General features: G+C 46.6%; 27 protein-coding genes. 12 read left to right on the top strand and 15 right to left on the bottom strand.

The window, feature by feature from the left end; genetic code table 11:
* Positions 1-24: 24 nt before the first annotated feature.
* Positions 25-744, bottom strand: coding sequence for a hypothetical protein (locus JOE49_RS08670; RefSeq protein WP_209940906.1), 720 nt, complete (start codon positions 742-744; stop codon positions 25-27).
* A 235-nt stretch (positions 745-979) separates the two neighbouring features.
* Here JOE49_RS08670 and JOE49_RS08665 point away from each other — a divergent pair, with 235 nt between their 5' ends.
* Together JOE49_RS08665 and JOE49_RS08660 are read left to right on the top strand one after the other, a co-directional pair.
* Positions 980-1,207 (top strand): DUF1858 domain-containing protein, encoded by a 228-nt coding sequence (locus JOE49_RS08665; protein ID WP_160788823.1) that lies wholly within the window; start codon positions 980-982, stop codon positions 1,205-1,207.
* 14 nt (positions 1,208-1,221) lie between these two features.
* Complete coding sequence (locus JOE49_RS08660; RefSeq protein WP_209940905.1) at positions 1,222-2,481, top strand: DUF438 domain-containing protein; 1,260 nt, start codon at positions 1,222-1,224, stop codon at positions 2,479-2,481.
* Here the strand turns inward: JOE49_RS08660 and JOE49_RS08655 are convergent.
* Complete coding sequence (locus JOE49_RS08655; RefSeq protein ID WP_028541120.1) at positions 2,470-2,982, bottom strand: GNAT family N-acetyltransferase; 513 nt, start codon at positions 2,980-2,982, stop codon at positions 2,470-2,472. The two genes, JOE49_RS08660 and JOE49_RS08655, sit on opposite strands and share 12 nt — an antisense overlap.
* A 147-nt stretch (positions 2,983-3,129) precedes the next feature.
* Between JOE49_RS08655 and JOE49_RS08650 the strand changes: the two genes are divergently transcribed.
* Entirely contained in the window at positions 3,130-4,416 is a 1,287-nt protein-coding gene (locus tag JOE49_RS08650; protein WP_209940904.1) for a hypothetical protein, read from the top strand.
* Positions 4,417-4,482: 66 nt separating this feature from the next.
* Here JOE49_RS08650 and map read toward each other — a convergent pair whose 3' ends face one another.
* On the bottom strand, positions 4,483-5,265 hold the full coding sequence (gene map, locus JOE49_RS08645; protein WP_080751590.1) for a type I methionyl aminopeptidase: 783 nt from the start codon (positions 5,263-5,265) through the stop codon (positions 4,483-4,485).
* A gap of 105 nt (positions 5,266-5,370) precedes the next feature.
* Positions 5,371-5,559, bottom strand: coding sequence for a hypothetical protein (locus JOE49_RS08640; RefSeq protein ID WP_007428354.1), 189 nt, complete (start codon positions 5,557-5,559; stop codon positions 5,371-5,373).
* 365 nt (positions 5,560-5,924) lie between these two features.
* Here JOE49_RS08640 and JOE49_RS08635 point away from each other — a divergent pair, with 365 nt between their 5' ends.
* The 4 genes from JOE49_RS08635 (at position 5,925) to JOE49_RS08620 (ending at position 9,158) form a co-directional block, all read left to right on the top strand.
* The gene (locus JOE49_RS08635; RefSeq protein ID WP_071559370.1) at positions 5,925-6,962 is read left to right on the top strand and encodes a serine hydrolase domain-containing protein; all 1,038 of its coding nucleotides are present in this window, start codon (positions 5,925-5,927) and stop codon (positions 6,960-6,962) included.
* 44 nt (positions 6,963-7,006) lie between these two features.
* The gene (locus JOE49_RS08630) at positions 7,007-8,158 is read left to right on the top strand and encodes an MGDG synthase family glycosyltransferase (RefSeq protein ID WP_068941260.1); all 1,152 of its coding nucleotides are present in this window, start codon (positions 7,007-7,009) and stop codon (positions 8,156-8,158) included.
* 31 nt (positions 8,159-8,189) lie between these two features.
* Positions 8,190-8,471 carry a hypothetical protein gene (locus JOE49_RS08625; protein ID WP_023986830.1) on the top strand — a complete coding sequence of 94 codons (282 nt, stop codon included), beginning with the start codon at positions 8,190-8,192 and terminating at the stop codon, positions 8,469-8,471.
* Positions 8,472-8,819: 348 nt separating this feature from the next.
* The gene (locus JOE49_RS08620; protein WP_209940903.1) at positions 8,820-9,158 is read left to right on the top strand and encodes a DUF4870 domain-containing protein; all 339 of its coding nucleotides are present in this window, start codon (positions 8,820-8,822) and stop codon (positions 9,156-9,158) included.
* A gap of 56 nt (positions 9,159-9,214) precedes the next feature.
* Here the strand turns inward: JOE49_RS08620 and JOE49_RS08615 are convergent, their stop codons facing one another.
* Complete coding sequence (locus JOE49_RS08615; protein ID WP_028541124.1) at positions 9,215-10,174, bottom strand: sigma-70 family RNA polymerase sigma factor; 960 nt, start codon at positions 10,172-10,174, stop codon at positions 9,215-9,217.
* 19 nt (positions 10,175-10,193) lie between these two features.
* A complete protein-coding gene (locus JOE49_RS08610) occupies positions 10,194-10,637 on the bottom strand; it encodes a carboxymuconolactone decarboxylase family protein (RefSeq protein WP_023986827.1) in 444 nt (147 codons plus the stop codon).
* A gap of 151 nt (positions 10,638-10,788) precedes the next feature.
* Between JOE49_RS08610 and mscL the strand changes: the two genes are divergently transcribed.
* Complete coding sequence (gene mscL / locus JOE49_RS08605) at positions 10,789-11,283, top strand: large conductance mechanosensitive channel protein MscL (RefSeq protein WP_023986826.1); 495 nt, start codon at positions 10,789-10,791, stop codon at positions 11,281-11,283.
* 85 nt (positions 11,284-11,368) lie between these two features.
* Here mscL and JOE49_RS08600 read toward each other — a convergent pair whose 3' ends face one another.
* Complete coding sequence (locus tag JOE49_RS08600; protein ID WP_209940902.1) at positions 11,369-12,070, bottom strand: histidine phosphatase family protein; 702 nt, start codon at positions 12,068-12,070, stop codon at positions 11,369-11,371.
* Between the two features lie 72 nt (positions 12,071-12,142).
* Complete coding sequence (locus JOE49_RS08595) at positions 12,143-12,436, bottom strand: hypothetical protein (protein ID WP_023986824.1); 294 nt, start codon at positions 12,434-12,436, stop codon at positions 12,143-12,145.
* Between the two features lie 172 nt (positions 12,437-12,608).
* On the opposite strand from JOE49_RS08595, the gene JOE49_RS08590 reads away from it, so the two are divergent.
* Positions 12,609-13,241: an NUDIX hydrolase gene (locus JOE49_RS08590; RefSeq protein WP_209940901.1), complete on the top strand. Its 633-nt coding sequence runs from the start codon at positions 12,609-12,611 to the stop codon at positions 13,239-13,241.
* 7 nt (positions 13,242-13,248) lie between these two features.
* Here JOE49_RS08590 and JOE49_RS08585 read toward each other — a convergent pair whose 3' ends face one another.
* Together JOE49_RS08585 and JOE49_RS08580 are read right to left on the bottom strand one after the other, a co-directional pair.
* The gene (locus JOE49_RS08585; protein ID WP_023986822.1) at positions 13,249-14,037 is read right to left on the bottom strand and encodes a TrmB family transcriptional regulator; all 789 of its coding nucleotides are present in this window, start codon (positions 14,035-14,037) and stop codon (positions 13,249-13,251) included.
* A 65-nt stretch (positions 14,038-14,102) separates the two neighbouring features.
* Positions 14,103-14,954, bottom strand: a complete 852-nt coding sequence (locus tag JOE49_RS08580; protein ID WP_028541128.1) for a zinc ribbon domain-containing protein — start codon at positions 14,952-14,954, stop codon at positions 14,103-14,105.
* A 311-nt stretch (positions 14,955-15,265) separates the two neighbouring features.
* Here JOE49_RS08580 and JOE49_RS08575 point away from each other — a divergent pair, with 311 nt between their 5' ends.
* Complete coding sequence (locus tag JOE49_RS08575) at positions 15,266-17,692, top strand: UvrD-helicase domain-containing protein (RefSeq protein WP_209940900.1); 2,427 nt, start codon at positions 15,266-15,268, stop codon at positions 17,690-17,692.
* A 265-nt stretch (positions 17,693-17,957) separates the two neighbouring features.
* Here JOE49_RS08575 and csaA read toward each other — a convergent pair whose 3' ends face one another.
* Both csaA and JOE49_RS08565 read right to left on the bottom strand, forming a co-directional pair.
* Positions 17,958-18,290 (bottom strand): chaperone CsaA, encoded by a 333-nt coding sequence (csaA, locus tag JOE49_RS08570; protein WP_053324545.1) that lies wholly within the window; start codon positions 18,288-18,290, stop codon positions 17,958-17,960.
* A gap of 56 nt (positions 18,291-18,346) precedes the next feature.
* The gene (locus tag JOE49_RS08565; protein ID WP_209940899.1) at positions 18,347-19,252 is read right to left on the bottom strand and encodes a DMT family transporter; all 906 of its coding nucleotides are present in this window, start codon (positions 19,250-19,252) and stop codon (positions 18,347-18,349) included.
* A 157-nt stretch (positions 19,253-19,409) separates the two neighbouring features.
* Here JOE49_RS08565 and JOE49_RS08560 point away from each other — a divergent pair, with 157 nt between their 5' ends.
* Entirely contained in the window at positions 19,410-20,303 is an 894-nt protein-coding gene (locus JOE49_RS08560) for an AraC family transcriptional regulator (RefSeq protein WP_209940898.1), read from the top strand.
* A gap of 239 nt (positions 20,304-20,542) precedes the next feature.
* On the opposite strand, the gene JOE49_RS08555 is transcribed toward JOE49_RS08560, so the two are convergent.
* Positions 20,543-22,726 (bottom strand): alpha-galactosidase, encoded by a 2,184-nt coding sequence (locus JOE49_RS08555; RefSeq protein WP_209940897.1) that lies wholly within the window; start codon positions 22,724-22,726, stop codon positions 20,543-20,545.
* Positions 22,727-22,964: 238 nt separating this feature from the next.
* On the opposite strand from JOE49_RS08555, the gene JOE49_RS08550 reads away from it, so the two are divergent.
* Positions 22,965-23,804, top strand: a complete 840-nt coding sequence (locus JOE49_RS08550) for an AraC family transcriptional regulator (protein ID WP_209940896.1) — start codon at positions 22,965-22,967, stop codon at positions 23,802-23,804.
* 166 nt (positions 23,805-23,970) lie between these two features.
* Here the strand turns inward: JOE49_RS08550 and JOE49_RS08545 are convergent, their stop codons facing one another.
* Together JOE49_RS08545 and JOE49_RS08540 are read right to left on the bottom strand one after the other, a co-directional pair.
* Positions 23,971-24,855 carry a MetQ/NlpA family ABC transporter substrate-binding protein gene (locus tag JOE49_RS08545; protein ID WP_023986814.1) on the bottom strand — a complete coding sequence of 295 codons (885 nt, stop codon included), beginning with the start codon at positions 24,853-24,855 and terminating at the stop codon, positions 23,971-23,973.
* A 25-nt stretch (positions 24,856-24,880) separates the two neighbouring features.
* Positions 24,881-25,651 carry an SDR family NAD(P)-dependent oxidoreductase gene (locus JOE49_RS08540; protein WP_160788623.1) on the bottom strand — a complete coding sequence of 257 codons (771 nt, stop codon included), beginning with the start codon at positions 25,649-25,651 and terminating at the stop codon, positions 24,881-24,883.
* Between the last annotated feature and the right edge of the window lie 4 nt (positions 25,652-25,655).

The raw sequence follows: 25,655 nt of genomic DNA, 5'->3' as shown, positions 1-25,655 counted from the left end.
TTATCTATCTTTGTACACATACCGCTAAGTCAAGTCCCGTTTCATAAGCCTACGCTGTGTCACCCTATAGGACACGCACATACCCAGAACTCCTGCCAGCAGCGCTCCCCACATTACCGGAGACAACAGCTGCCATTCCTTGCTATAAAATGCCGTTATCAATACCAGATTGGCCCCACATACTCGAACTATAATCGTAACTATCCCACAAATGAGCATAATGACAATAGATATCCAAAAGTAGGATTTTCCTTTTTTAAGAAATTCCAAATGAATATAAATGGCTTGAATCAGCATGCCGTAGCCTATCCAGGTAAGTGCAAACGATACAAAGAAACCTGTACTCGCATATACCCGAAACGTAGCTGACAACGTAAAAAAGAGAGTGAAAAATATTACACTATTCATAACAAACGCCAAAAGCGCCTGTTGAATTCGACTCATAATCACCGCATTCATCGGTATAGGCAAGGTGCGGAAAAAGGCTAGCATATGCGTATAGGAATCTTCCTGAAGATATTTAAATGCACGACGGTTATAAATGAATCCGAGAAACGGAATCAACACCAGCATGATAAAATCGGCTACTGGACTCAAGTTTCCACGCTCATCCCAATGCACACTTACAGCAAAACTCATGGTAAATCCCAAATACGCAATAAACAGCAATGTCCACAGCATGACATATGGATTGTTGCGAAAATCGTGCCGGGTAATCTTCCATGCCTGTTTGATGATTGTCATTTTCTTATCCTGATCCCTTCTGCACTGCCTGTAATGACGACCTCATTCTCTCTTCATACGAAGTTGTTATTACAGTAATCAGTGTTATTACTGTATATATCCTTATACACAGTATATAAACCATGAATTACAACTGTCAACACCTGAATGTAAATTGTGCGTACAATCACAAAAGCTCGCCAGGACCTATGCTACTCTGTAAATGATAAACGTTCTCAATCAAGGGGATGAACAAATGGATAAGCTACTGCACTGGGATGAGCCTATATTTAACCTTGTTAGCCGTTATCCCGAAGTGAAGGACATTATGGTAGAGTTGGGTTTTCACGATATCGCCAAGCCTGGCATGTTACAAACCGCAGGTCGTTTTATGACACTGTCCAAAGGTATTGCATTAAAAAAAGTAGCTATGGAAACCGTGGAACGCACGTTTTTGCAACATGGTTTTACCATTCAAAAATAAAGGAGCTAACGATCATGAGCGAGCTAATTAACAACCGTGAACATACAGCACAGGAATTAACGGAACGCCAACAAACGCTAAAGGAAATTATAAAAGAATTACATGCCGGGAAAAGCGTGGAGGAAGTCAAAGCGCGTTTCGCAGAGGCTGTTGGCGGAGTAAGCGTAGCCGAAATTTCGGCTATGGAGCATGCATTGATGACTGAGGAGGGAATTCCCGTATCGGAAGTGCAGCGTCTTTGTTCCGTGCATACATCGATATTCAAGGGTTCCATTGAGGATATCCACCGTCCTTCAGGACCAGAGGAACAACCGGGACATCCCGTTCATACCTTCAAGCTGGAAAATCGGGAGATCGAACAATTGGTCAACTTCAGGTTGTCATTGCACGCGGACCAATTTCAAAAGGACGACAGCCCCAAAATCATCTACAAGTTACTGGAAGATTTAAGTCTGCTGCTCGATCTCGACAAGCACTATAGCCGCAAAGAAAATCTGGTCTTTCCTTATCTAGAACGCTATGGGATTTTTGGTCCAACTAAAGTTATGTGGGGTGTGGACGACAGCATTCGTGCCGCGATTAAGGAGGCAAAGAGTCTGCTCACCGAATATAACGGAGATCGTGAACAGATTGGGAAGGCACTTGCCCATATCATGAGCGAAGTGAATGAAATGATATTCAAGGAAGAAAATATTTTGCTACCGATGGCACTCAGTAAGCTGACAGAGGATGAGTGGCTGAAAATAGCCCGGGAAAGCGAGGAAATCGGGTTCTGCCTGACCGCTCCCGAACGTGAATGGATACCCGAACGGGCAGAGGAACCTGCAGAAGCCCTTGAGCAAACGGAAGGCACATCCGGAACACCGCAAGGCTTCGTGAGATTCGAGACGGGGATTATATCCGTACAACAATTGGAATTGCTGTTGAATCATCTACCCGTTGACCTGACTTTTATCGATGAAAATGATGTTGTTCGCTACTTTTCCCATGGTAAGGAACGAATCTTCGCGCGCACGAAAGCCGTCATTGGTCGTACCGTACAGAATTGCCATCCGCCCCAAAGCGTGCATGTCGTTGAGAAGCTACTGGAAGATTTTAAAGCAGGCCGCAAGGATGCTGAAGATTTTTGGATTCCAATCAAGGACAAATTTGTCTACATCCGTTATTTTGCCATCCGTGATGCTGAGGGCCACTATCTGGGAACGTTGGAATTTACGCAAAATATTGCACCAATTCGTGCCTTGGAAGGACAAAAGCGTATTCTATCCGAATAGTATCCAACCGTAAGCCACCATGTTCAGGTTTTTGCCACCCAAACTTATAATATGTTGTTCTACTATAAGTTTGGCCCCCAGCTTTTCATAAAAAGTACATGCTGGATTATCTGCTAGCACCCATACGATTACAGAGTGAATATCCATACTATTAAAATGTTGAAGCAGACGTAAAAATAGTCTCTTTCCCAAGCCTAAACTATGGTATTCACTCAAAACGTAAATAGCCGTTATTTCTCCCCCATACGGGGGATATTCACCTGACTTTTCCGGACCCCCACTCACAAATCCGATGATTTCCCCCTTCTCATTTTCAGCAACGTATACCCGATGGCCGTCTTCACTGGATAGATTCGCATTCCACAGTTCTGTTCTTTGCTCATAGGAAAGCTGTTCCAGAACCTGGGCAGGCATTATATCTTTGTACGTCGTCCTCCAGCAATCTACGTGCACCTTGGCGATGCCCTCGGCATCTGATATCGTTGCTTCCCTGATGTTCATGTGAGTTCCACTCCTAGTTTCCAATATTATGCACTCTATTATATCGACGATCCAAATCTTGATCTATAATAAGAATATTCATTGTTTAGTGAAGTTGGATAGGATAACCGTTCACTACACTACTCGTTCATTACTGGAGGATTCGACTTGAATAAAATCGTTTCATTTTATGTGCCGCTTGGCATTTCGTCATTAATTGCTGCACTAACGCATGTCATCGTCAATGCCGTGCTTGCTCGTTCGGAACATCCTTCGTTTACATTAAGCAGCTATGCGGTCGCCGTCAGCCTGTGCCTACTGTTGGAAACTCCGTTAACCGCTGTACGGCAAATGACCACGAAATTCGGTTATGATCGCAAGTCCGTTCATTCTATCGGTATTTTATGTACGTTCGTCGCTGTGGCTGTATTGATCATAGGCTGGAGCATCGGGTTGACGCCCGTAGGCAATCTGGTCTTTCAATATGTATTTGGTGTGTCCCCAGTATTGATCGAACCCACCAAGAACGTATTTCAGGTTCTTACTTTACTATACATATTGGTAGCTGTCCGTAACATATATCAGGGACTTATTATTAACAAGCACCGAACGGCATGGATGACATTCAGCTCGTCCATACGTATTATCGTGATGCTAATTGCTTCCTGGTTTTTGATCCGTGCTGGCTGGACGAATGACGGACGAGTCGGTGCCGCCATTTTTATTGCAGGTATTCTCATAGAGCTGGTCGTTACTTTTTTAGAAGGCCGAGTTCTCAAAAGAAAGCTGCCTCCTGACAACGCGGAGCAAACCATCCATCATGCGAAGCATCTTCTACCTTTTTATCTTCCTTTGCTATATTCGGCGCTGGTGCTGGTTATCCTGAATCCTTCCATCCAAGCTGCGCTGAACAATACAACTGATCCACTTTTGGCCGTGGCATCCTTTTCTGTAGCACTGCAAATCCTAAATCTATTGGTCTGGTTTTGCAGCTCTTTGCATCAAATTGTGATTCAATTTTATACGTCCAAGCGCAGGGAAGTGCTGATATTTTTGAGCTTTTTGTCTATCCTGTCGCCGCTGCTACTCCTGTTACTTTCCTTCGGATTTGCTGGCGATGCTGTGTTACGGAATGTATTGGGATTGGAAGGAAAATTGTTGCTAGAAACCAGAGGATTGCTTCGCATACTGGCTGTCTATGTCGCATTTTATCCTTGGGTGGAATATTTTATTGGAAGGTCAATATTAATCGGTAATACCAAACCTATCTTTATCGGCAGGCTGTTTTCTGTAAGCTTTGCGATTCTCGCACTTATTCTGTGTATCTGCTTTTTTCCAGGACTGGACGGCAAAGTGGCGGGAATTGTGATGGCTGTTTCCTCCCCTGTCGAGCTGGGGATTTATCTGTTGCTTTACCGAAAAATCTCTACAACCACGATGAATGTGTCATCCTGAAAAAACTTACCTAGAGAGCCTTATGCGAACGCCCCGCACATTGACTCCCTATGGCACAACTCTCTTTTATGAGGTCAAAATATAAGGGCCGTTCTTTGTAATCGCAATCGTGTGCTCGTATTGAGCTCCCCAACTGCCGTCTGCTGTGCTGATGGTCCAGCCATCGTCCCCCCAGAGCACGGCCCCCTCGGTTCCGAGGGTAAATACCGGCTCAATGGTAATCACCATCCCTTCGCGCAGTGGTAATCCCGTTTTGGGACGACCGTAGTGCAGAACCTCTGGCGGCTCATGCATTTGGCGGCCAATGCCATGCCCGATCAGAGGCTTGACGTTGCCGAACCGCCGCCAGCCTGCCGTTTTTTCCACAGCATGCCCGATATCCCCCAACGTCCTCCCCGGGCGGGCAACCTCGATACCCCGTACCAATGCCTTATGGGTCTGCCGCAACAGTCGTGCTACCGGGCGGCTAATGTTACCTACCGCATAAGTCCATCCTCGGTCAGCCAGCCAACCATCCTTGTTAACCACAATGTCGATGGTCACAATATCCCCATCATGAAGCACCCGCTCCGAGGGAAAACCGTGACATACCACCTCGTTGACCGAAGCACAGGTGGCATAAGGGAAACCTTTATAGCCCTTTTGTTCAGGCGTGGCTCCACGCTTGCTTAAAAACTGCTCCACCCAAGCATCGATTTCAAGCGTTGTAATTCCCGGAAGAATACGACTTTCCAGCGCACGATGGCAATCTGCCAAAATACGTCCGGCCTCCCTCATGTAGCCGATTTCCTCCGGTGTTCGTATCGCTATCTCTATTGGAATCCGCCTCCTTTGAGCATACAAATTCACTAAACCTATCCCATTGTATGCACGGCGGACACAAAAAAACCGTCTCCTCTGTGGATAGACGGTTTATAAAAGTCGTATTTCTAGTTTTTCGGGTAATCGAACCCTTTAAGATACTGAAGAATTTATGCGACCGAGTTCGTTTTCCACCACCATGGTCAACTCTTCCTCATACCCTCCTGTAATCCGGTATTTTCGCACATATTCCTTTACAAATTTTTTGGGATCCTTAGGCCGGAAAATTCGAGTCATTTCCCGCAGACTTTCCTTAACTTCATTGTGACCTTTCGTTGCCATGTAACTCCCTCCCAAAACGTTGAAAATAAGTGCTCCGTTGAAGAGAATGCCGAAAAGTATTGATGTCCTTATGCAGTGAAGTAGTATGTCTAATTGCAGCTTAGGTCGGGAACACCTTATACAAGGCATGTACCTGACACTATTATTAACCGATTTTCTTTTGGCTGAATCACTACCCCATTATAACATATTCAGATACAGCTTTCAGCTTTCCAGTAAATTTACATTGATTTTACCTATCTTTTACGCATCATGTCATTTGGGGTACTCAATCAGCTGTTGCACAGGAGGTATACCTTATTTATCGGTTTTTGGAGTGTATGTGTTTGGGGTAAAATAAATAAACATAACAAGGAGGGAAAAGGATGCGCCGCTATGCTCCGCTGTTCACTGCACCTGTTGCCCGTATGTCTGCCCTGAACATAGGAACTTGTGAAGAGGAGGGCATCAATGTCTCCCTACTTGATCAGGCAGACCGTGAAATCCAAGCCAAGTTTCCTAAAATGCACAGCTTCCTGCTGCTGCGCCACGGCAAACTGATCTGGGAACGCTATTATAATGGGCATGAAGTAAGCTCTCTGAACGATTTGCGATCCGCAACCAAAAGCTTTACTTCCACGCTCATCGGCATAGCTATGGCTCGCGGTGATATGCCCGGGCCAGAGACGGCTGTGCATAAGCTGTTGTCTGAGTATTTACCTAGGCGGAAGGAAACACTGCTAGAGCAGATTACGATTCGCCATCTGTTGACCATGACATCCGGCTTGTATTGGCAGACGGGCAAAAAGCTCGGAGAAGCTTTTATCCACCGTTTTCATCGCAGCAAAAGCTGGCCGTCCTTTGCCCTACGTTTACCTGTACAGGAGGACCAACTCGGTGTATTCCAATATCGTAGTGTTGATTCTCACCTGTTGTCCGTGCTGCTGACCCAATGCTGTGGGATTGACGCCTATACGTACGCTCTCCAGCATCTGTTCGAACCCTTAGGTTTTGGAAGAAGTGGTTGGGCACAAGATCCAGAGGGCTACACCATGGGACACATCGGGCTATATCTGACATCGCGTGACATGGCTAAATTCGGCGATTGCTGCCTTCATCAAGGCAGCTGGAACGGAAAAGAATTGATTCCGGCCGATTGGCTGCATCAGGCGACACAGCGACAGGTTGAAGGCTATCCAGAATTCGGGGATTACGGATTCCAATGGTGGACAGGACGACTCCACGGCATCAACTACGCGTGTGCGCACGGACATGGAGGACAGCAAATTTATCTTGTGCCAGAAGCGAACGCAGTCGTGGTATTTACAGCAGACAGCAAGGTGAGCCGTTGGAAAAATCCGCGAACACTGCTGGAGCGCTACGTTTTGCCAGCCGTATCCTCCCTCAACTTAGAACGTTCCTGATATGAGCTTTAATGTGCTTATTGAATATAGGGGGCTAAACAATCATGGAAGTCTCAGCACCAAAAATTCTAATATTATACGCCAGTTACGGGGAAGGCCATGTGCAGGCCGCTCGGGCAATTATGGACAGTTTACGAAGACTCGGACGCTGCGAGGTACAACTTCTCGACCTGATGGCTGAATCTCATCCCTGGTTGAACGGTCTGACCAAATTTGTATATATGCAAAGCTTCAAAACCATTCCTCAGCTTTACGGCTGGGTCTATAACATCACGCGCGGTATGCAGGCTAAATCGGCCTTCGGCCATGTGCTGCATTCATTCGGAATGCGTCAACTTACGCTCACTCTGAAAAAGGAGTTGCCGGATCTCGTGATACATACGTTCCCGCAGCTCGCGCTCCCGGCGTTACGCCGCAAAATGGGAATGAATTTGCCTATTGTCAACGTGGTTACGGATTTCGATCTGCATGGGCGCTGGCTGCATCCCGATATTGACCGCTACTATGTAGCCACTGAGGATATCCAGCAGGAAGCCGCTCAGCGGGGAATACCTATCGAACGCATTATCGCTACGGGTATTCCGATTCACGCTTCTTTTTATAACATGTCTGCCGACGAAATTCCTGTTCAGGAACAGGTAATTCCATCACTACAGTCTGAGACTACTACGCTACTCATTATGGCTGGCGCCTATGGTGTGCTATCCGGCATACTGGATATCTGTCGGCAATTAAGCCAGCTTCCTCAGTTGCGGCTACTGATCGTCTGCGGACGTAACCAGCAACTGAAAGCAGAAGTGGATGCGCTGTATGCAGACCACCCAAACATTTACACCTATGGATTCGTGGACTTTGTTCCAGCACTTATGCGTGCGAGCAATCTGGTGATTACGAAGCCCGGCGGCATCACACTCTCGGAAAGCATTGCATCCGGTTTACCTATTCTTGTGTTCAAGCCCGTACCCGGTCAGGAGCTAAATAATGCTCTGTATTTGCAGCAAAAAGGAGCTGCCCGTATTGCTCGCACTACGGAGGAGCTGATTCAGCATTGTCTCGACCTGATTTCCACCCCCTCTCTTGCCGAGGAGATGATGCAGGCGATTGAGTTGCTTCGCAAACCTCATCCCGCAGACCAGATTGCCGAGGATATTTTGCATCAGCTTGTGGATAAAAGACCTTCCGTCCGGACAAATTAACGAAGAATAAAGTCAGACGGAGGGGATACCTATGGAACACAAAGGGAAGGATTTGCTCCCACTAACAGGAGAAAAGGTAGAAGTGGATGGTGTTTATATTGATGAGGATGGACATGAGCAGCATTTGCACAGAGGTCAGCATTTTCCCGCTGATGTTGTTCTGGGTACTTCCGAGTGGAAAATGACCGAATACGCCTTTGATAATCATCATGAAGGACGTACTGATGAACGACTTATCCCCAAAGAGGACGATGAGGATAAAAAGGGTAAAATCACACATCCACGCCGTCGTTTACAACGCGGAGATCGCTAAATAAGACAACTTATCCACGGTTAATACCAATCTGTTGATATTTTGTGGACAATCTGTGTGCAAAATGAGCTTAATCGCTATATTGTCTACAGTTTGTGCACAATTTGTGCATAACCCACGCTTATTTTGTGGACAAGTAGTGGCGTATAGTGGATAAAATGCGTACAACATGTGCAAAACCTGTGTATAACCCTGTGAATGACTGAGCGAATCCTTTTCGTTCAGTCTTTTTCGTGTTTTTATACACATTCCCTGATTGAACTTTTTCTGGCGTTTCGGGCATATCTTTAATTCCTGTCCTCATAGCTTGTATAGTACGGATAACTTATAAAGGGGGATTTGCCTGACATGTCAGTCTATAAGTCTTCCACGGGATTGGATGAAAATATAGCAGCTGTCCTGTGCTATCTGTTCGCATTTATTGGCGCACTGGCCTTTGTCATGCTGGAAAAGAAAAGTCGATTTGTATTATTTCACGCGCTGCAATCCATATTTCTGTTTGTCACCCTCATGATCGGGCATGTGCTTGTTGGATTCATTCCGCTGCTCGGTCCTCTGCTCGCTTCCCTGCTAACGCTGGCAGGCCTTGTATTGTGGGTCATCCTGTTTATTCGCGCGGGACAAGGCAAGTGGCTCAAGCTTCCCTGGGTAGGTGATCTGGCTCTTCATCAAGCCCGGCAGTTGTGAAGACAACAAAAAACCTTGATCCTTAGCAGGATTCAAGGTTTTTGCTGTTTCGATGATTACTTTTTATCGCATGTTCGCTTCTTCTGTCCTATATGAATGTATCCCAACTTATCTGGGTTAACCATTAAATAAAAACTCTGAATATGCTCCCCGTCCGGTGTCAGTCTGAGACATAAGGTTTCTCTCACTTTTCCATCTTCCAGAAATGCCAGCTGGACCTCGCCATTGATGACGGTGTGGAACACATCTCTTTCTCGTAAAACGGTTAATACCCGACGAGAAGTCAACAGGGCAAGAACGCCTTTGCGCACAACCATCGGTCTCATCACCGTATGCACATTACCTCCGCCATCTGACACGAATACAGGTTGTTCAGCCAGTAGTTCCAGCATAGCAGTCACATCGTAGGCAAGAAAGGCGGTTGTAAAACGTTCTAGTAGTTTTATTCGGGATGAGTTATTCATATTACGACTGGACTGAGCCTCAAGAGCAGATTCTCCTGAAGATAGAATACGACGGGAGCGACTGAACAACTGACGACAGTTGCTCTCAGTCTTCCCCAGCAATTCCGCAATATCTTTGTAATCATATTGAAAAGCTTCCCTCAGCACAAAAACAGCCCGCTCTATTGGCTTTAGCTGCTCCAGCAAAACCAGAAAAGCGTAAGATATCATGTCTTTACGCTCTAACCAATCCGCAGGGAGATCTGCGCTTTCACCCAACGGCTCTGGCAGCCACTGTCCTACATATGTCTCTCTTTGCTTGCGCGCAGAGTTCAACAGATTCAGACACCGATTCATCGTCATTTTGGCTACATAGGCTTTGGGATTGTGTATATCATCCAGGGGCTTATTCTTCAGCTCGACAAAGCAGTCTTGAACTACATCCTCGGCATCCGTAACCGTTCCAAGCATGCGATAAGCAATGGCAAAAGAATATTTGCGATATCTCTGATACAGCTCCTCCAGATTTAAATCCACCGATTCTTGTTCAATTCTGTGTTCTTTGCCAGACAAAGCATAGCCCCCTGTTCATTTAAAGAATGCCCGGATACATCCCCGTTGCAATCGCAATCCGGTTCCAACTGTTAATCACGTTAACCGCGGTAATCAAATCTACGTATTCTTCCTCTGTAAAATGTTCTCTGACCCTATTGTACAAATCCGTAGGTACCCCTTGTTCAGAGATGCGAGTGACCGCTTCAGCTAATTCAAGCATAACACGTTCTTTTTCCGTGAACAAAGGAACCTCCCGCCATAAGGCTAGCTGCAAAATGTGGTCAGCATAATCCCCCAGCTTGAGCAAATCCTTCGCATGCATATCCAGACAATAGGAACATCCATTGATTTGGGATACTCTAATTTTCAGTAGTTCGTACAATACTTTGTCTGTAAAACGACCGGAAATGTATTTTTCCATCTCCATCATTACCTTGAATGTGCTAGGACTCACTGCTCTGTGATTGAATCTCAAACTCACGATACATCGCCTCCATTATTGGTTTACATATAGAAGACAAATGAACATGTGATTTTGTGACAATGTGTAATACATCAATTGGGAATTGCCCTCCATTGACATAGCATGTATTATAGATAAATGATTTTATGTAAAGAAGGTGAGCACTCATATGAGCGGAAAAGGTATTATAAAAGAGTTTAAAGAATTCGCTGTACGGGGTAACGTGATTGACCTCGCGGTCGGTGTTATCATCGGTGGAGCGTTTGGCAAGATTGTCACTTCTGTGGTAAACGATATTATCATGCCTCCGATTGGTAAACTTCTGGGCGGCATGAATTTTCCAGACTTGTATGTAGCTTTACGAGCTGCCGATCCCTTAAATGCTGACGGTACACGCATGACTTTGGCACAGGCCAAAGAAGCAGGGATTGCAGTCCTCGCCTATGGTCAGTTCATTAACGTCCTGCTGGACTTCCTGATCGTAGCCTTCTGTGTGTTCATGCTGGTCAAAGGGATTAACATGCTGAAACGCAAAGAGGAAGAAAAACCTCCTCAGGAAAAAACGATCAAGGAATGTCCACATTGCCTATCCGAAATTCCTGTAGCCGCTACCCGTTGCGCACATTGCACTTCCAAGCTGGAGGGGTACGTCGAAGCACGCTGACTCAACCCACACCTATATGACTACAACAAACGGCTTAAGACGATGTACCGTCTTAAGCCGTTTTGGTATGGTGTGAGAGATCTGATTAGTTGAAATTGGTGATAATGCCACGGGGTCTGACGGGCAAGCCCTCAGCGTACAGATGGGAAACATCACCGAAGCCGATGCAACGGGGAACTGCCCATTCCTGGGAGCGCTCATCAAACAAGATCGTGGTTACGGAGCTAGGCGGCATCCAAAAGCCGGACCAGACCAAGGCCAATGGCAGCTCCAACAGATGAGCAAGCCAGGTCAGCCCGAAGCCGCCATGACAAAATACGGCCACCTGATCTTCGGTATGCTTCAGAATCCGGTACCTGCCCTCCACCCGCTCAAAGCCTTGCCGTTTCAGGAATTCATCGGAATGAAGCTTCAGCCGCTCGAAGGTTTCGGGACTCTGCGTTCCCTGATAATAGGAAATCTCCTGCCAAGAGTCATGAGTCGGCATGGGCAACTCGGAACGGATCACTTCACCAGGCAAATCCCAATGGGAAAGACGGCCGTATGGAGTTTCCTCCAGCTTTAGAGCCAGCTCCTGTGTCCAGTGTTCCACTTCATGAGTCATACCCAGAGAGTCGGCGGTGTAGCGCATTGTATCCAAAGCCCGCCCCAAAGGAGAGGCATAAATTCGATCCAGTCCGTGACTGGAAAGCCGTTTGGCCAGTGCCTGGGCTTCCAAATGCCCCTCCGGCGTGATGGTGTTGTTGGGGTAATCGGGGTCTGCGTGTCGGATAATATACAATCTCATTATTGGTTCTCCGTTCCTATGAATGGCGACAGGATCGCTTTATCTCATTCCATCGATTAGTTCTCCTGATCTTTAACGTTTATTCAGCAAATTTTCCAAAATCGCGCGCAAATCCCTGTCTTCCTGGTAGACTTCCTCACCTGTATCCAGTTCAATAACCCGGATATATGTATAATTGGCTCTGACATCGACTGGTTTAAAAATCAATTCCTCCGGATTGTCTGGGCGGACATCATAGCCCATATTTTTGAACATATCCGTGATTTGATCAATCCCCGGCTTGCCTCCGCTTTCCAGCATAATCAACCCGCGCAGTTCCTTGGGTTCCTCCGGATGCATGACTCGAAAATGTACTATACATTCCATGTAAAATCGCTCCTTTCAATCGTAAATCTGTGTGATGTTGCAAATCCTCATGTTCCCAGCATACCCCAAATGCCACTCCACATTCCACACCCGCCTTCATATCGTCAGGACAGAAAACACGTTATACTGTAAAGTAGACCTTTGATTTCTGCTTACTATAGGAGGAACCACGATGACTAGCGAGCTTCTGGATATCTACGATGATGAAGACAACGCTCTTGGCACAGCCTCGCGACAAGACGCACATGCCAAGGGATACTGGCACCATACCTTTCACTGCTGGCTAGCACGAGACACTTCGACAGGCCGTCGCTTGCTGTTCCAACAGCGTCAGGATACGAAGGACACCTTCCCCGGATGCTACGATATTACAGCAGCCGGTCACTTGACGGCAGGCGAAGATATGTCTCAGGCGGCTCGTGAGCTGGAGGAAGAACTGGGCATTCATGTTCCCTTTGCCTCATTAACACCGCTGATGACCGTTCGGTATGAAAGCAAAGGTACCGCACAGGGCACCTCTTTTTGGGATCGGGAGGTTAGCTCGGTGTTTGGACTGCTATCGAACCAGCCATTGGAAGCTTATCACCTCCAGCAAGAAGAAGTAGCCGGACTGTACGAAGCAGATCTTGACCAAGCACTGGCCCTTTTTGAAGGCCATATTCCCTTTATCGAAGCCCATGGCATTACGTCGGGGCCAAATCCAGAAAAAACCCGCCGCCTGATTACATCGGATCAATTCGTGCCTCATAAGGCGGGCTATATTACATCTATATGCCGGGCACTGATGGAACTTCCTACCCGGTAATCTTTAGCTATTCTCCAGCTGACATATATTTGCCGATAATGCCTTCATACCGCCAGCCATACCGGGTCGACAGTTCTCTGCCCATATCATGCTCCAGCTCATACAGAATAAGATCCTGAGCAAAATGATTAAGCAGCAGGCCTGTCATTACCGGATGCTCGGTAATAAGCGCCTGTGTCGGGCAATTCTCTCCCCGCATACCCAGCATGCACCAACGCCGATCAATAACAAAAGAAAACTTCCGCCCTGCTGGTTCCTGTCCGTCTGTACCAGACCCAGACGGTAACCACGGTCCCATCATGCTTTCTCCGTTATCGCAGGACCAGAGCAGACGCACACCTCGACTCTCAGCTTTCTCCAACTCTGTCCGCAGCAGCTCAGCTTCCTCGCGCCACAAATCCAACACAATCTCATGCTCTGCCCGTTCCAATTCACGTGTCAGACTTTCCAGCACCTTCCGATCGCCTTCCGCATTATAAAAGGTCGGCTTGGTTGGTTCTGTTCGTGGCATTTCTTTCTCCACTGCGCGTAGGGACTCCTGCATTTGTCCTTCGATCATCCGGGTCAGTTCACCCGGTGGCAGCATGCTGTAACGTACAGGCTCTCCAGCACTGGTTCTGAGGTATCCCTGCCCGGCCAAACGCTGTAAAGCCGCGTACACGTTGGAGCGCGATGCACCCAGACGCTTAGCCACTTCATAGCCGGAAGCCGCATTTTGCCTCGAAAGCTCGACCATAACCTTGGCTTCCATTTCCGTAAAACCCAGATTCCGCAGATGATGCAGCAAACGCTCCATATATTCTGTTCCCCCTATGCTGCCCGGCGTTATGTCTGTGTCCTGCAGCAGCCTGTTCGGCTGCGTCAAATCTGTTCAGCTCCGCAACGCGGGCACCATTTGGACCCTTTAGGTAGTTCTGCAGTACAGATTTGGCATTTTACATTTTCACGTACTTGTGCAGACGGCGTTGCCGGCTTCTCGGCCCCGGAGTTGTTGGCCTTCCAATATCGGATTCGCTCGTCCAGCTCCTCCTGGCGCTCACGCTCGCGTTCCAGTTCTTCAAGACGACGGTGTTCTTTTTCCAGTTCTTCCTGACGACGGCGCTCCCACTCAGCGTCGAATGCCGCTTTTTCTTCCGGTGTAAAATCAGATACTGTGTAATCGCGGTCTAGTCCCGCTGGTTCGTGTGTTTCATACCGCTCATCCTGTTCCTGTTCATGCCGATCGACTACTTCCTGTTCTGCATACTCCGTGTAAGCAGGCGCAGCATCCTTCACTACCTCTGGCTTGCGCAGATCAAAAGAATAGACGTCCGTTGGCACCTCTTCACGCACAGCAGCTACTTGTTTGGAAGCAGCCTGTCCTTCATTGAGCTTGCGTCCGCATTTGGGGCAAAAGTTCGCATCCAGAGGCACAACCGCTCCACAGGTGCATAAATGAGCGTTTTTCAATTCTGCAATTCTACTGCGCAGCTCGTCAATTTCATCCTGAAGCTCATCACATGCAGTGGATAGCTGTGTCATCTCGGTTTCTGCCACCGACATGTCGGATGCACGGTAACCTTCGTAAAAGATCTGACCCATTCGTAAGAAATGAACATCCATTTCCTGCTGAATCGTTGTAATTTGTGAATTGATCTTACTAATCTCGACAGCATGCTGCGCCTTTTCTGTTGCGCGATTAGCGCCTTCCTTTATACGTTGAATCAGCTTCATCGTTATTTCCTCCCCATTATCCAGCCGGATTTCACTATACCGTCCGTATATCCCAAAGTTTTTTTCTGTTGGCAAACCTCGAACTCCTGTATAATGGAATGCGGTCATATTGCCTGTTTGAAGGCTATTGGCATTAGCGTCAACGTATTGACGTTCTGTCGCTCCGGCAAGATCCGCATGAATTTCAGCATTATTTTAGTCCATCGCCTTGTTCTTATCGTCAGCTAAAGCTGACTAGAACTCTATCATACCAAAAACTACCCCCATTTGTGAAAATGGAAGATTTTAAGAACGAAAGGGGTTTCAGGATTATGGACCCAAATCCTTCTTTTTACCCCCGACCCATCGGGGTTCCTTATTCAACGTCGAGCCCTCAGGCACGTCGTGCTTCCATGGATACCAGTATGACGCTGGTGCCCGACACCGACCAAGACTCGGCCTATTTTCGTGCTTTAGAGAACGCCGGCATTCACCTGAACCGCCCGCAGATCCAGGCCGTCCGTCACGGCAAAGGCCCCCTTCTGACCCTTGCAGGGGCTGGCTGCGGCAAAACCACAGTGCTGGCTGCCCGCGCAGGCTACCTGATGGCGATGCGGGATGTCCCTGCATCGTCCATTCTGCTGGTGACCTTCACCAGCAAGGCAGCTGCCGAAATGAAACTGCGCATCGCGGGATTACCCGGTGTGCGCCCTGCCGCTGCACGTGCAGTTCAGGCTCGCACGTTTCACTCATTCGCTTTGGCGATGCTGCGTCATCGCGGCGTGCAAGATGAAGTGTTCGGTGAAACGCAGGCCCAGCATACCGTTATGAAAATGATGCTGCGGCAGCTTGGACTCAGCGAGGCTTTCCAGCCAGAAAGCCTGCTGTCTGCCCTCTCCGCCTGGAAAGCGGAAGGCCGCAGCGCGGACGAGCTGCCGGAAACCGTGCGCGAGGAATCGGATGCCAAGCGTGCCATGCTCGCTTATGAAGCGTGGAAACAGGAGCGCAATAAAATGGATTTTGACGATATTCTGCTGCGTGCCTCCGCACTGCTGCGTGACCCGGATGTGCTTCAGCCGCTTCAGCGGCGTTTTTCACATATCATGGTCGATGAATTTCAGGATACGAATGCCCTGCAATATGAGATGGTGCAACGATTGGCTGCCCGACATCGCAATCTGATGGTTGTGGGGGATGATGACCAGACGATCTATACCTTTAATGGGGCACGCCAGGAATCCATTCTGGAGTTTGACAAAGTCTATAAGGATGCAAAGGTCATCACCCTGGATATTAATTATCGCAGCGATGCGCGGATTTTGGGGCTGGGCTCTAACATTGTCGCCAAAAATATTCATCGACGCTCCAAACGTCTTTCGGCTGCCGGGCGTGAAGGCTTGCCGCCGCAGTTTGCCACCCCATCCGGACCCGAGGAGGAAGCGGGGCATATTGTTACCCATCTACTCGGACAGGTAGAGGAAGGTCGGCTGCGCTACCGGGATATCGCTATTTTGCACCGGACAGCCAGCGGAAGCCGATCTATTTTTGAGCAATTAATTATGCGAGATGTCCCATTTATTCAGTACGGAGCAGGAGCTGTATTTTATGATCAGTCCCTGATTCGTCCCTTAATGGATCACCTGCGTTTGTCGCTGAATCCCCGGCGTATGGAATCCATTCCGAGCACTCTTGGGCCGCTGTACGTCTCCCGTGAGGCGGGGATGGAATGGATTATGCGCGAGGAGAAACAGCAGGCTAAAAAATACCCGCTGATTCATCTCAGCCGCTGGGATCGACTACGTGATTTTCAGCGTGAACAGGTGAAAGAGCGTATTCGTTTGATTCGCAGTCTCACTACAATGAAACCTGCCTATGCCATTCAAGAAATGCGGCGCATCTTTTATGATAAATATTTGGAGAGCGGAGATACGGGCGCGTGGACTCATTATAAGGAAACGATGCAAGAAAGTCTGGAGGAGCTCGAAACGGCAGCCAAGCGGTTTGACACCGTGGAGGCGTTCGTCAGCTTTGCGGACGAGCTTTCCGAGCGTCACCGCCAAATGGAATCGCTGCGCAGAGAGGAAGACAGCGATGCTGTTCGGCTCATGACGATCCACCGCGCCAAAGGGCTGGAATTCCCTTGCGTATATTGGATCGGAGCCAGCGAAGGCATTCTGCCGCACAGCTCGGCGCTGCACAGCGAGCTGCCGGAGGATCGGCGGGCAGGCGCCGCCCCGACTACGGCTGTGGATAACGATGCAGCGCTTGAAGAAGAGCGCCGCCTCGCTTACGTGGCCGTCACCCGGGCGAAGGAGTTGCTGTACATCACCTCTCCCGCCTCTAATCATGGCAAGCCTGCCGCCGTGTCACGTTTCCTGCTGGAAGCCTATGGGATCACCCCTGAGGCTTCCAAGCCAGAAGCACGCCGCAGCAGCTTCGGCCAACCGAAGGGTGCTTCCGGGTATAGCAGCCGTGCTGGCGCTGGATCGCCAGCGTCTGGCACAGCGACCCGCGTGAGCAGCAGGCCGGGACCAAGCAGCGCTACGGCACGGACGACCTCGTCGGTGGCAGGGTCTTCGGCAGAGCCACGTATCAACGTGCCCGTGTGGAAATGCACCGACGGCGCCTGCAAGGCGTGGATGCGGCGCGACACAACAAGCGGACGCCGTACAAGCGCGGCTAGCACAGGCACACCGCCGGTATGCCCGCTCTGCGCCTCCCCGATGACAGAGGGGACACGCAGCATCCCAGCCAGATAGGTATAAGGCGTATAGCTGGTATGGAGAATTGTGCTTTTACTGGATTGGTGACACTCGTGATTTCCAGCCTAATTGTTGCAGATTTTAATGAATCAAATAAGCTTTAGACAGACCAATAAAAGAAAAAGCGGCAGACTAGGACGTGAAAATAAAGTCCTAGTCTGCCGCTATCTATTTCAACTTGCTATTGAAGAATCGTATCCCGTTAGTTCAATGTCCTGCCTGTTGTGAAGTTATATATTTTACGGATTAAACAGCCGATCAATCATCCAATAGGTGTTCCATTAGGTAGTTTGATATCTGGTTTCAATAAAACCACATCCCCCTTTTCGGGAATTCCTCCAAGGACTAACACCTCTGACTTAAAGCCTGCTATCCGTCGAGGTGGAAAGTTGACTACACCTATGATTTGTTCCCCTATAATATCTTCAGCCACATATCTTTTTGTGATTTGTGCACTCGAAGCTTTTATTCCGATATCTTGTCCAAAATCAATTTCAAGTTTAATAGCAGGTACTTTTGCTTCTGCAAAAAACTCAGCTTTAATTATGGTTCCAACTCGAATATCTAGTTTCAAAAAATCATCAATCGTTGCCATCTAAACATTCTCCTCATCGATTGTTTTCTTCAATTTCGCGATAATGAATTTCAAATTTAATATTTTGCAACCGTAGTATACTTTAAAGATTTTGCCCAAAAATACATCCCCATACCGAATAAAGTCATGATTCCACCTATGAATTGAAATGCAGAGATTATTTCTCCCAAGAATAAGTAGGCGAGAATTATGGCAAGAACAGGCTCTCCAATAATACCAACTGAGACCGTAGTTGCACCCATCGATTTCAACAACAAATTAAAAATATATTGTCCAAAAATAGTTGGGATTACTGCAAGTAAAAAGAAATACATCCAATCCGACGAGTCATATTCGATCAAGGAATAATGATTCAACATATTGTAGACCAGCATGACGCTGCCACCAATAAAAAAAACAATAACACTATATACATTTGCATTTATTTTGTGGCTTACTTTCTGTCCTGCCAACATATATGCTGAAACCAAGATTGTTCCTAATAAAGATAATCCATCTCCGATTAATGCCTCTCTCGAAATCCCTATGTCTCCCCAAGCTATAATGATTGAACCGACAAGAGCGGCGATTAAACAAAGAATGGTTAATATATTTGCTCGTTCTCTGAACATAAAGTATGAACCCAGCATTACAAATAAAGGCTGCAAGGATAAGATGACCATGGAGCTCGCAACTGAGGTATATACTAAAGATTCCATCCAGAATAAGAAATGCAACCCGAGAAAAAGACCAGCTATGAAAACAGTACTCCAATCTTTTTTGTTCATTTCTAAGGAACGAAACATTTTCCAAGGTACAAAGGGAAGCATTATGAGTACTGACATATACAATCTGTACATCCCAGCCACAGAGGTTGGAGTATCTGAGGATTTTATCATGATGGATGAGATAGAAACAGACAGTATGCTGATTAAAAGCAAAATATACGGATGAAACGGTAACGACGATTGATTTATTTTCACATGTACGCCTCCAAGATGTCTTATCCAATCGCCTGTGCACAGGATTGTAATGATAAGCCGAAGATCTGGTATAATAATATCACCACTTTTATTTTATTTGTGTAACTATATCTTTAATTTATATAGAAATATCGTCATCAGAAAGGACCTCGCTAAAATGGAAAAACAATTGCATGAGACCATTCTATATCCCGATGTTTCATTTCCATACATCATGTACACCCATACTATTCATGCAAGTAGTCCTGAAGGTAGAGGATTCAACGATTTACATTGGCATGAGGAACTACAAATCACTTTGGTTACCAAAGGAAAGCTAGTGATACAAGTTAACGGCATTGATCATGAATTAGAAACAGGTCAGGCCATTTTAATTAATAAAGGTGTTCTTCACGTTACTACACACCTTACACATAACGGTCAATATGTCAGTTTTAATTTCCCTGAGAAGCTGCTGGCCTTTTATGCAGATAGTGCGATGGAAAAAAACTATGTACTGCCTTATACAAACTCTCTCTTATTGTCATTAGTAATCAAAGGAGATGCTGAATGGCAAATTCAAATACTGCAAATGCTTTGGGATATGAAACAGAAATTTGATATAAAAAAAAAATGGGGCTGGGAATACGAGGTTTCCATCAAAACGGCACAATTATGGTTAGTCTTAATATCTAATATTTCGCTGTCTTCTGAGGAAGCACCTAAATACATGAAATTGCAACAGGAGCGACTTCAATTGATGCTCAGCTTTATCCATCAAAACTACTCAGACAATATAACACTGCAAGAAATTGCTGCTATAGCACATTTAAGTATTTCGGAATGCACTCGTAGTTTTAAGAGAACCATTCATATGACACCTTACGACTACCTAATTAAGTACCGTATCAAGAAAAGCAGCGAGTTATTAATTTCAACAGATTCTACAATAACTGAAATAGCCCACAGAGTGGGGTTTAATCATGTAAATCACTTCATTCAGTCTTTTAAAAAACATCATAAAAAAACACCTAATGAATTCCGGAAATTTAGAAATGAATTCATTAATTAAGGAATGAAGCAGCCGTCAGCGTAACGACTTACTCTGTTGATGATCCTGTTTTCAATCAACATTCAAATGTAACTCCTACATCTTCCTCAGTTTCATGTCATTCATCATTCGTATAAAAAAATGGCTTCCCCCTCCTCGATCAGTACAGCTGCTGTACGCAAAATGCCCCTTTTCATATAAAAAGGGGCATAACTCTATTCTCTTTCGGCAATTATACTGTTGTACTGATCCTTTAAGCCTTAAGCCTTGTTGGACCTTAATGCCCGAAGCCTGAACCATCCACTTTCATAGTCTTTTTGTCTGTAGAGAAGAGGGAGGCCCAACTTCATAAGCCGATCCCCCCCATGGATAGACTTTTGCCCGCTATTTCCTGACTTAACTTCATATTCGAGCTCTGGATTTAGTCCGTCAAGGCGCAGGGCTCGCCAAGGCGCGTTCGGAACAGCCATCACTTGGAAATAGTAGACGATGGCATCCTCTTGGTCTTCAGAAACAAACATCCAAGCCGATTCGTTATCTTCAAACGGGCTCTTTAGACGATACAAGTCACCTTTCTGAACTAAGCCACGTATCTGCTTATATACTGCGATTTGGCGTTTGACCGTCTCTTTTTCCTCATCGGTGAATTTCGTGAGATCAAGCTCATATCCAAAATTTCCGGACATGGCCACATCACCTCGAAAATCAAGGGGTGTTATGCGTCCAACTTGATGGTTCGGAACTGCTGACACATGCGCTCCGGTGGCGCTTACAGGATAGACAAGGCTAGTTCCATATTGAATCTTCAGGCGTTCCACCGCATCGGTATTATCACTAGTCCAGACTTGAGGCATGTAGTAAAGCATGCCTGGATCAAAGCGTCCTCCGCCACTTGAACAGCTCTCGAAAAGAATATGTGGAAATTCGGTGGTGATGCGCTCCAACAGCTCATACAATCCAAGAACATAGCGATGGGCAGTCTCGGATTGGCGTTCCGGCGGCAGAGCAGCGGAACCGATTTCCGTCAGGCAGCGGTTCATATCCCATTTCACGTAAGAAACCGGCACGCTGGAGAAAATGGTTGCAAGTGAATCGTAGATGAAATCGCGCACTTCCTTGCGAGTATAGTCCAGCACCAACTGCCATCTGGCTTCACTGCGTCGCCGTCCTGGAACGTGGAGGCACCAGTCCGGATGCTCCCGGTACAACTCGCTGTCTGGAGAGATCATCTCTGGCTCAAACCAGAGCCCGAATTTAAGTCCCAGCCGATTGATACGATTCGCGACATCCGCGAGTCCGTCTGGCAGCTTCCGACGATCCTCGTACCAATCGCCGAGAGACGAATTGTCGGAATCCCGTTTTCCGAACCAACCGTCATCTAAGACAAATAGTTCGATGCCTAGCTCAGCCCCTTCTTTCGCTATCGATACCAACTTATCTGCATTGAAGTCAAAATAGGTAGCTTCCCAGTTATTGACCAGAATAGGGCGTTCTTCGTCCCGATATTTTCCTCGGCAAAGTCGAGTCCGATACAAGCGATGATACGTCCGCGACATATCTCCCAGTCCCTGACCGGAGTAAACCATAACTACTTCTGGCGTTTGGAAACTCTCCCCTGGGCTCAGTAACCACGAAAAGTCAAAGGAGTTCACGCCGATGTTAAACCGTGTAGAGCCAAATGCATCCATTTCCGCTCCCGCCTCAAAGCCCCCGCTGTAGACGAGGCTAAAGCCGAATGCCTCTCCATAGCATTCCGTTGTCTCCCGAGTGACCAATGCAGTAAAAGGATTGAGTTGATGGCTGCTCATGCCCCTTTTACTATCAATTCGGGTTTCACCTTGAAGAATCGGTTTGCGGGTAATATTCCCCTCCCGAGCCCATGCTCCCGAAAGATACATGAACTCCAAATCGCTTTTACCCGAAAAATCGACACTGGCACTTAGTGCACGAAGGAGTCTAAGATTCTTTTCCCCCGCATTACTCAAACGAGCCGAACGAGCGATTACGTTTCGATCCGCGAAGACGGTGTAAAGAAGAACAACTTTAAGACCTGAAAAGTCATCTTTTAACTCCAGTTCCAACGTATCCGCTTCGTCTTCATTTTCGGTATATACGGCCGGAAGCCCGGTTAATGATGGCTTTCCCTTGATGATCCGGTAACCATCGTACTTTAACTCCGTGATACGAGTTCCATCTTCAAGTTCTACTTGATACGCCGGGTTACGGAAGTCTCCACTCCCATACTGCGGGTACTCTTGCGGTAGCCGATCCAATCCAGCCGTCGCAGAAGTGTGAAGCAATAGATCGGTCATTGATTCACGGTGCTTCAGCCTATCTCCCCAATATACATGCACAGGAAATCCATCCACAATCTGAATAATATAACTCATGCCCGACGACTGTAGATGAAACAGCCCCGTTTGCTCTTGAACAATGATACCCATGGAAAAATAACCCCTTCCTTTAGATCATACCCCTCGGAAATCCGCACCTAAAAAAGGACATAGAAGAACCTTTTTGTAACACTACCAACTAAGTTCACATGGTGTAAAGCTTGATAAGCTCCTCATTAGTCGCAATAGGTTCTACAGAAATGATATATTAAACTAAGATATGAAGTACATGGCATGGTACTCACTATTTATGTTATAATGCTTGATAATTTACATAAGGAGATTTAGCGTGATAGAATATTTGCCACGTAGTAAGCAGCACTCTGAATTGTATCTAACTCAGTTTGGCATGGAGGAATGCATACCGGGGCACTTTTTTGGACCTGCGATAAGAGATCACTATCTGCTCCATTATATTTTGGACGGAGAAGGCACCTTCGAGGTCGGTGGGTCCAATTATCGCTTGCGGAAAGGTCAGTGGTTTCTAATCTGCCCCCAGGTCATCACTTTTTATCAAGCCGATGCAGTGAATCCTTGGTCTTATTGCTGGTTTGGTTTTAACGGAGCACTGGCAGAAACGCTCCTCAAGCAATCAGGCCTAACGATGACACATCCAATCCTCTACTTTGAAGGAGACCATTTGATTTATCAATATTTGCAGCTCATGAACGAATCAAGTGGATGCCATAAAGCTCGGGAAACCAGACTAACCGGTCTGCTATGCTTAATGTTATCGGAGCTTATAGAGTTCGGCCCGGTAACGCCCCCCGAACAAAAGGAAAGCCGGGCGGAAATTTACGTGGAAAAAGTGAAGGATTTTATTGAAATGAATTATGCTCAGAAAATTACCATTGAGCACATTGCAAATTTTATCGGACTCAATCGAAGCTATTTGTGTTCGTTATTCAAACAACAAGTAAACACAAGCATACAGGATTATTTGGTTCGCTATAGGATCAACAAAGCATGTGAAATGATGGGAAACGCTGAACTTTCGATAGGTGATATTTCCCGTTCAGTCGGCTATAACGACCCTTTACTCTTCTCGAAAATTTTTAAAAAGGTAAAGGGATTCTCCCCCAAACATTATCGAACTGAAACCCATGCTCAAAGTCAAGCCGACTACTAAAAATACAATCGCTGACTCATTTGGAGGATGGGACGACATCAATTCAATGTTTGTCACCTATTCGGCATGGACTCCAAGAGCAGAGATGACGTTCTACCCAACTACTGGTAAGAGGCCTCTTACGAACAAAAAAGATCAGCCAGAAAAACTGGCTGATCTCATAAGTTTATTTTGTTGTAGTTTGTCCTTCCAAATAAGAAACCGGCTCTTTAACCTCTACTTTGGTACCGCCAAATTCATCTTTAATGTATTTTTGAGTATCCTCGTTATGATAGAGATCCGCTAACTTTTGCAGCCCTTTGTCATTCGCCTTATCAGATGAAGTAACCAGGACGTTAATATTATTTTTGGTTGCCTGACTGATTTCCTCATGGAACAAGGAATCTTTCAGTACATTCAGACCCCCTTCTAAAGCAATTGTATTCCCAATCAGCACCAAGCCTACATCTTGAATCACTCGTGGTCCTGTTTTGTCATCAATTAGTTCAAATTTCAGGTTTTTAGGATTGCTAGTAATATCATTGACTGTACCCAAGGCATCATTAAAGTCAGCCTTAAGCTTAATCAAACCGGAGGCTTCCAATAACTTTAAACCTCTTGCTGTATTGGCCGGGTTATCTGCCAAAGCTACCAGAGCCCCGTCGGTCACTTCATCGATGCTTTTGAATTTTTGCGAATAAATCCCCATAGGCTCCAGGTAGGTTGTGGCTATAGCCTTCAAATCGGCTTTGCTCTCTTTGTTATAGCTAACCAGGTACGCCCACGATTGGAATGCATTCACATCTACTTCGCCTTCTTTGGTCGCATTGTTCGTTTCGATTCCGCCGTTAATTTCTTTCACTTCAATGTCTAGCTTGGCATCCTTGGCGGCCTGGGACTGGGCAATATGCTTCCATATCTGGGCGTCAGAGCCCATGGAGCCGATGACCACTTTTTGCGTTTCCGAACCGGAAGCGGCGCTGGAGCCATTGCTGTCTGAACTTTTATTACCGCATCCTGCGGCAACCAATAATAAACTAATCCCTAATAGTAAAACGAACGATTTCTTCATGTTGTTTTCCCCCAGATCATGTATGCTAGTGCATCGTCATTCCACCTGTAACATTAATCGCTTGTCCTGTCATATATGCAGAGAGCGGACTGGCCAGAAACAGCACCACATTGGCGACATCCTCCACCTCGGCCGTTCTCCCCAAAGGTACCTGTGAACAATCTTCTTCGTATATTTCTTGAGCGGTCATTCCGCGAATGACGCCCCCTTCAATCCGTTCACGATGCTTCATCGGCGTTTCTACAATGCCGGGGCAGACCGCATTTACCAAAATATTTTGCTGGGCAAGCTCAATGGCCATTACCTTGGTCAAGCCGAGAACCGCATGTTTGGAAGCACAATATCCGCCCATCGCCCGATATCCATTTTTTCCAGCCTGCGAAGCAATTTGAATAATTCGTCCTGATTTACGAGCGGCCACCATTTCTTTGGCAAACCGTTTGGACGTTACATATAATCCAGTTGAATTGATCGAAAATACTTTCTCCCAATCAGCCAACTCACTATCAATGACATAATCCATCGTAGAAGTACCTGCGCAGTTCACCAATATATCAGGAACTCCCGCTTCGCTGATTAGTAGATCGCACCATCTTTCGATATCATCCGGTTTGGATATGTCCAATTGCGTTTCAACCAACTGTGGATTAACCACTCTATACGGCTCTTCATAAGAAATATCAGCAGAAATCACTTTAGCTCCGCTTTTAATGAAAAGCTCTACAATTCCCTTGCCTATGCCTGACTTGCCGCCTGTCACTACCGCTGTCTGATGAGATAGGTCAATCGAAATCATAAAT

Source organism: Paenibacillus sp. PvR133 (assembly GCF_017833155.1).
Lineage (GTDB): Bacteria > Bacillota > Bacilli > Paenibacillales > Paenibacillaceae > Paenibacillus > Paenibacillus polymyxa_B.
Note: the sequence above shows the minus strand (reverse complement) of the source record. Positions and strands in the feature narration are given on the sequence as shown.